This window comes from Bradyrhizobium sp., assembly GCF_050014615.1.
Taxonomy (GTDB): domain Bacteria; phylum Pseudomonadota; class Alphaproteobacteria; order Rhizobiales; family Xanthobacteraceae; genus Bradyrhizobium.
The window spans coordinates 1-6,813 of sequence record NZ_JBEKCZ010000256.1 but is presented as its reverse complement, the minus strand read 5'-3'; the positions used below and the strand labels follow the sequence as shown (position 1 = coordinate 6,813).

Here is a 6,813-nt window from a genome sequence, read left to right as displayed (position 1 = left end):
AGCATTTTCCATGACGCGCAGCGCCCCGTCTGGCATTCTCCGTGAAAACGGCAATGCATCAGGGCGAGGAAAGCATGACGAGGGCGGCATCCATTCCCGGGACCGGGCCTCGCGATCCGCTGCCCCGGCGACATCACGCCGGAAAAGCTCGAGATCCTGCGCAACGCCGACGCCGTCTATATCGACCAGATCCGCAAGGCCGGCCTGTACGACCAGATCTGGCAGGCGTTTGCCGTCTTGTTGCCGGTGAAAACCGTCGGCGTGATGGGCGACGGCCGCACCTACGAATACGTGGTCGGCCTGCGCGCGGTGACCTCGACCGACGGCATGACCGCGGACTTTTATTCCTTCGACATGAAATTCCTCGGCGAAACCGCGACCCGCATCATCAACGAGGTCAAGGGCGTTAACCGCGTGGTCTACGACATCACGTCGAAGCCGCCGGGGACGATTGAGTGGGAGTAGGGGTTACCTAGGCTAGGGGGCCGGAGACTATTTGGCGCTGGCGGCCTGGTATTGAAGCATTTTCCATGACGCGCAGCGCCCCGTCTGGCATTCTCCGTGAAAACGGCAATGCATCAGGGCGAGGAAAGCATGACGAGGGCGGCATCCATCGATGTCGGAGCTCTGATCGAAGGTCAGAAGTTCGGCCGTTTCCAGATCGGCCTGATGTTCTGGATTTGCACCTTCATGTTCGTCGAAGGCTACGACATGCAGGTCGTGGGTTACGCCGCGCCTGCCATCATCAAAGCGTGGCACTCGGACAAGGCGGCATTCGGCGCGGTGTTTGGTGCGGGCCTTGGCGGCTTCATGCTCGGCGCCACGGTCCTTGGCGACTTCGGCGACCGCTTCGGCCGCAAGCGCATGATCGTCGCAGGCTCGCTGTTGTTTGGCCTGTTCACGCTCGCGAGCGCCTGGGCCGACGGGCTCACATCGCTTCTGGTGCTGCGAACCATCGCCGGCATCGGGCTCGGCGGTTCGATCCCGAATGCCATCGCGCTGGTGACGGAATATGCTCCGGCGCGCGAGCGCGCGACCCGTGTCGGCATCATGTTTGTCGGCTACACTGTGGGCGCCGCGGCTGGCGGCGTCATCGCCGCGCAACTGATTCCGGGCTGGGGTTGGCCCAGCGTTTTTGTCGTCGGTGGCGTGCTGCCGATCGCGATCGGGCTTGTTTCAATTGTCGTGCTGCCGGAGTCAGTGCGCTTTTTGATGGTGAAGCGCGGTCGCACCGACCTCGTGCTCGGTCTGTTGCGCCGCATCCGGCCAGACCTCGCCATTCGCGATAACGCCTCGCTTGCGATCGAAGACGCGAACAAGGACGGCTTGCCGGTGGCACAGCTGTTCGCGGACAGCCGGGCGTCGATGACCGCGCTGTTGTGGCTCGCCTATGCCGCCAACATGGTCTCACTGCATTTTCTGACAAGCTGGCTGCCGACCGTTGTCGCCGAAACGGGCGTGCCGCTGGCGCATGCGGTGCTGGCGACGGCGCTGTTGCAGGGCGGCGGCGCGGTCGGAAGCGTGGTGGTCGGCCGGCTGCTCGATCGCATCGGCACGCTTGGCATCGTCGCCGCCTTCCTGGTCGCGGTGCCCTGCGTTGCCGCGCTCGGCCATGTCGGAACCAACGAGATGCCGCTGATGGCGCTGGTGATTGTCGCCGGTTTCTGCATCATCGGTGGCCAGGCCGGCATCAATGCGTTGGCCGGCACGCTCTATCCCACCTATATGCGCTCGACCGGCACCGGCTGGGCCTTTGGCGTGGGCCGCGTCGGATCGATCATTGGGCCGGTGATCGGGGGTCAATTGCTCGCCTTTGGCCTGCCGCTCGGCCTGCTGTTCGCGGCCGCCTCGGCGCCGGTTCTGATCTCGGCAAGCGCCCTGTTCTTTCTGGGGCGGCTTGCGATCCTGCGAAACCGCGTGGCGGGAATGGCGGCTCAATCGACCGCGATGCCGTCGCCGCTTTATCCGACCCCGGAAGGCCATCGCCCATGAACGAAGTCCCGCTCACGCTGGCGATCAGCCGTTACGACCATGTCGAGGATCTGACGGCGGGGCGCATCGTGCCCGAAGGCATCCGGCTCACATGCCTCAGCCTGCCGATCGAGGAAATCTTCTTCCGCTTTCTGAAATACCGCGAGTGGGACGTATCCGAAATATCCTTTGCGAAATACGCCTCGCTGATTTCGCAAGGTGACCGCTCCCTGACCGCCATTCCGGTGTTTCCCTCGCGCATCTTCCGCCATTCCTCGATCTATGTTCGCCGCGATGGCCCCGTCCGCACGCCACAGGATCTCGCCGGCAAGCGGATCGGCCTGCCTGAATGGGCGCAGACCGCGGCGGTTTATTCACGCGGGCTGCTCGCACATCAATACGGCATCGATCTCGCCGGCATCGCGTGGATACAGGCCGGCGTCAACGAGCCGGGCCGGGCCGAGAAAGTGGCACTCGATCTGCCGCCCGGCGTTCGCCTGACACCGGCGCCGACAAAGAGCCTGAACCGGATGCTGGTCGAAGGGGAGGTCGATGCGATTTTATCGGCGCACGCGCCCGACTGTTTCGAGGACGGTCACCCGAATATTGCGCGATTGTTCGAGGATTACATGACGGTCGAGGCGGAATACTACCGCGCCACCGGCATCTTTCCGATCATGCACGTCATCGCGCTGAAGCGCGCGGCGGTCGAGGCGCATCCCTGGATCGCCATGAACCTGTTCAAGGCCTTTGAGGAAGCAAAGCAGCGCAGTGTCGCCCGCGCCCTGGAAGTGACGGCGCCGCGCTTTCCGATTCCATGGTGCTTCGAGCATACGCGGCAGGCGCAGCAACTATTCGGCAGGGATCATTGGCCCTATGGCGTCGACGCCAACCGCACCACGCTCGAAGCCTTCCTGCAATACGCCCACGAGCAAGGCGTCTGTCACCGCCGCCTCGCGCCCGAAGATTTATTCCCGGAACAGGTTTTGTCCCGGGTCAGGGTGTGAGCGCGACGCAACAAGAACAGCTGGAGGAACCGCCGATGATGAGGATCGATGCCTATACGCATTTCTTCCCGAAGCGGGTCTACGACAAGCTGCTGGACCTCGCCGGCGACTACAAGGACATCGGCAAGCGTGTCCGCTCGGTGCCGGCGCTCTACGACCTCGATCTGCGCAAGCGCATCGTCGACGGCCACCAGGACTACGCGCAGATACTGTCCTATTCGCAGCCGGCGGCCGAAACCATCGCGAAAAGCCCGGCGCAGATCGATGAGTTCGTCCGGTTGATCAACGACAGCTTCGCCGAATTGTGCGCGAAGGAATCCGATCATTTTCCCGGCTGGGTCGCGCAGATTTCCCTCGACGCGGCGGACGCCGGTGTCGCCGAGGCCGAACGCGCGATCAACCAGCTCGGCGCGCTCGGCGTGCAGATCTACACCAACGTCGCCGGCAAGCCGATCGACCGGCCGGAATATCGACCGTTCTGGAAGAAGATGGCGGAGCTCGGCAAGCCGGTCTGGATGCACCCCGCACGCGGTGCCGAGATGCCGGACTATCTCTCGGAGAAGAAGTCTCTCTACGAGATCTGGTGGACGTTCGGCTGGTCCTATGAGACGGCGGTCGCCATGTCCCGCCTGGTATTCTCCAGGATTCTCGACGACCATCCCGATCTCAAGATCATCACCCACCATTTCGGCGGCATCGTTCCGATGCTTGAGGGGCGTATCGGGCCGGGCTGGGACGTGCTGGGCGACCGCACCACGGATGAGGATTACGTTTCGCTGCGCAAGAGCCTCAAGAAGCGCCCGCTCGACTATTTCAAGCAGAATTTCTACACCGACACCGCCGTGTTCGGAGCCCTCGCGGCTACAAAATGCGGCCTCGGTTTCTATCCGCGCGACAAGGTCGTTTTCGCCTCCGACTGTCCGTTCGATCCCGAGAAGGGAACGATGTACCCGCGCCTGACGCTGGAGATTTTTGAAAAACTGGACCTGTCGAAGACCGATCGTGAGATGATCTATTACAAGAATCTCGAAGCGGTCACTGGTCGCAAGCTGGTCAAGTAATGCAAGCGACCACGGCGTAGTGAATCAACGGCGCACAATGGCAGCGCCCGAGCGGCCCTTCACGTGATCGATGAAGGCCCGCAGCTTCGGCATCAATTGCCGGTGGCCCGGATAGTAGAGAAACACACCCGGCGCCATCGGCGCGAACCTCTTCAGCACCTGCACGAGCTTTCCCGCTTTCACCAGTTCGGCGGCGATCGGTCCGGGCACTTGCGCAAGCCCCATATGTTCCACGGCCGCACCAAGCATGGTGGGAAAGTCGCCGGCGATCAGCGGGCCGGAGACGATCGCCTCGATTGGCTTGTTGCCGTTGACAAACGACCAGGCCCCGATCGACCCGTTCGAGCGGCGAATGCGCAGGCAGGCATGCTGACGCAGATCGTCGATACGCTCGGGCCGGCCTCGCCGGCGTAGATAGTCGGGGCTGCCGACGACCGCGAACGGGAAGGGCGGCGACAGCCGCACCGCAACCATGTCCGCGGCGATGAACTGGCCCATCCGGACGCCGGCATCAAATCCTTCGGCGGCGATATCGACCAGATCCGGGCTGGCGGCGATCTCGACCTCGACATCGGGATAGGCCTGGCAGAACGATGCGATCAGCGACTCCAGCAGGATAGGCACCACCGCCCGCGGCGCCGCGAGGCGCAGCAGTCCGGCAGGCCGCTGCCCAAGGTCACGCGCGACCCCGCTGGCGGCGACAAGCTCCTCGAAAGCGGGCTTGGCGCGCGAGAGAAATCGTTCGCCGGCCTCAGTGAGGCCGACACTGCGCGTGGTGCGGATGAAAAGGGCTGCGCCAACGCGCGCCTCGAGGGTGCGTACTGCCTGGCTGATCGCCGAGGGCGTGACCCCGAGTTCCGCGGCCGCTTTGCGAAAACTGCGGTGCTGGGCAACGCTCAGGAACGCCTCCACGCCGTCGAGCGCGCCCTGCCTGACTGTGAAGTTCTGCTTCATAACCCATCGACATTATCGCGAATAGTCGTTTGCGGGAAGCGGTCGTACATGTGGTTTGTAAATCGGGGGGCAGGCCGCGGTGTTCGAAGCCGTGCCAATCAACACCTGACAGGAGAGCAAATGTCGCCGGAACCCATCTTCCAGATCCATCTCGTTCTGGGCTATGTCGCGTGGCTGCTCTGCTTCTTTGCGTACATCTGGCCCTGGCTCAAGTCGATGCATCAGGTTGAAGCGCAACGCGCCATCGCGACCCTGCACAGCTTTCGCTTCTTCGGGCTCGTTTTCCTCGTTCCCGGCGTCGTCGGCCCCAATCTGCCGGCTGGCTTCGCGACGTTCAGCGCTTACGGCGACTTTGCGACCGGGGGGCTGGCCATGCTGGCGCTGCTCACGGTGAGGATACGTCCGCTGTTTTGGGCGTTGGTCGTCGCCTTCAATCTCGTGGGGATTGCCGACCTTATCCTCAACTACTACCACGCCGTCCAGGTCGGCCTTCCCGCGATGGCGGGGCAGTTCGGCGCCACCTATGCGATCCCGATCATCTACGTGCCCCTGTTGATGATCACGCACGTCGCCGCATTCTATTTGCTGCTGCGGCCTCAGCCCGCAGCCGCTGTTGCGTGACAGATTCGGACTTAGTGACTACCCTGGCCGGCAATGACCTTCAGGCGCTGAGCCCTGGCGCACTCGTTCTCGATCGTGAAATAGCGGGCCACCGCTTCGGTACCGACGTCAAGCGGGTGGCGTTCTCCGGGCTGCCGGTCGGCTAATATCCGTAGTCTGTCGGCGGCGCCGTTGAACTGTGATTGGTTGTTGAGGATGATGGTCGCGCCCGCCTCAGTCGCCAGAGAGGATTGCCGGCGCACCGACGCCAGATATTGATCGAAATGCGCGATGTCGTTGGGGAAATTGAATTCCGTGCCGCCGGAATAGACTGCAGTCAGCGGCTTGCCCTGATCATGGACCTGGAAAATACCGGAAATGGTTCCGGGCGTGTGCCCCGGCGTCAGATAGAGCGTCACCGTGCGGTCGCCCACGGTGATCTTCATCCCGTCGGTGGCCACAATGTCCCGCTTGGGCTTGCCGGTCGGGTATCCGTACAGCGAACCTTCAATCAAGTCCCAATCCGCCGTCACGATGCGCGAACCGTAGCGCGACTGGAACAGATAAGCCCCACCTGACTCGCCGCGGTGGCCGTGCGAAACGATCACGTATTTTACTTTCGCCGGGTCCAGGCCAAGTTTCTTGATGCCGCCGATCAGCACATCCTCGGCATCATAGACGTAAGCCGTATCGTAGAGAATGTAGCCGTCGTCAGACGTGAGCAGCCACGCGGACGTGCTTTCGGTCCCCATCCAGTAGACGTCGTCGAAGGCCTGCTTCGGCTGCATATAGGTCGACTTGCGATTTGGATCCTCGCTCGGCGCAGGCGCGTCGGGCGCGGGGGCGCCGCGCAGCGGCGCGACACAGATCGCTGTCACAAGGCCGTAGAAGTCCGGCGTGTTGTCGCGTCCGCCGGCGGCATTTTTGCCCGCGGCCAGATGGCCCTCTATCGTATCGGGTACGGTTGCAGGCGATTGGGCGTTGGCGGGGTCCAGCAGCGTCACAAGGGCCAACAGACAAACGGCTTTGCACATTGACGACCGCATGGCATCTCCCGCTTTGTTTCTTGGTTGGTGCCGAGCTTAATTCACTTTGCAACGCCGATCTACCTATGGAACGCTTCGACCCTGCGGGCTCCGCATTCACGGAATTGCGGTGACTGCGCACTAAATGCCTTCGTTTCGCGCCTGAAAGGTAGATGTTTAGTGCACTGTCACCGC

The 6,813-nt window shown here is 62.8% G+C and carries 6 protein-coding genes and 1 pseudogene; 5 read left to right on the top strand and 2 right to left on the bottom strand.

Going from position 1 to position 6,813, the window contains the following annotated elements; all coding sequences use genetic code 11:
- Positions 1-81: 81 nt before the first annotated feature.
- The 4 genes and pseudogenes from ABR948_RS27065 to ABR948_RS27050 form a co-directional block, all read left to right on the top strand.
- A pseudogene (locus ABR948_RS27065) lies at positions 82-465 on the top strand (GMP synthase (glutamine-hydrolyzing)); the annotation flags it as partial.
- Positions 466-594: 129 nt separating this feature from the next.
- Positions 595-1,992, top strand: a complete 1,398-nt coding sequence (locus ABR948_RS27060) for an MFS transporter (RefSeq protein ID WP_428123928.1) — start codon at positions 595-597, stop codon at positions 1,990-1,992.
- The gene (locus ABR948_RS27055; RefSeq protein ID WP_428123925.1) at positions 1,989-2,978 is read left to right on the top strand and encodes a substrate-binding domain-containing protein; all 990 of its coding nucleotides are present in this window, start codon (positions 1,989-1,991) and stop codon (positions 2,976-2,978) included. The genes ABR948_RS27060 and ABR948_RS27055 overlap by 4 nt, the downstream gene beginning before the upstream one ends.
- 35 nt (positions 2,979-3,013) lie before the next feature.
- Complete coding sequence (locus ABR948_RS27050; RefSeq protein WP_428123922.1) at positions 3,014-4,039, top strand: amidohydrolase family protein; 1,026 nt, start codon at positions 3,014-3,016, stop codon at positions 4,037-4,039.
- A 24-nt stretch (positions 4,040-4,063) separates the two neighbouring features.
- Here the strand turns inward: ABR948_RS27050 and ABR948_RS27045 are convergent, their stop codons facing one another.
- Complete coding sequence (locus tag ABR948_RS27045) at positions 4,064-4,993, bottom strand: LysR substrate-binding domain-containing protein (protein ID WP_428123919.1); 930 nt, start codon at positions 4,991-4,993, stop codon at positions 4,064-4,066.
- A gap of 120 nt (positions 4,994-5,113) precedes the next feature.
- On the opposite strand from ABR948_RS27045, the gene ABR948_RS27040 reads away from it, so the two are divergent.
- Positions 5,114-5,614, top strand: coding sequence for a DUF8737 domain-containing protein (locus tag ABR948_RS27040; protein ID WP_428123917.1), 501 nt, complete (start codon positions 5,114-5,116; stop codon positions 5,612-5,614).
- Between the two features lie 11 nt (positions 5,615-5,625).
- On the opposite strand, the gene ABR948_RS27035 is transcribed toward ABR948_RS27040, so the two are convergent.
- Positions 5,626-6,639, bottom strand: a complete 1,014-nt coding sequence (locus tag ABR948_RS27035; protein WP_428123915.1) for an MBL fold metallo-hydrolase — start codon at positions 6,637-6,639, stop codon at positions 5,626-5,628.
- Positions 6,640-6,813: the final 174 nt, after the last annotated feature.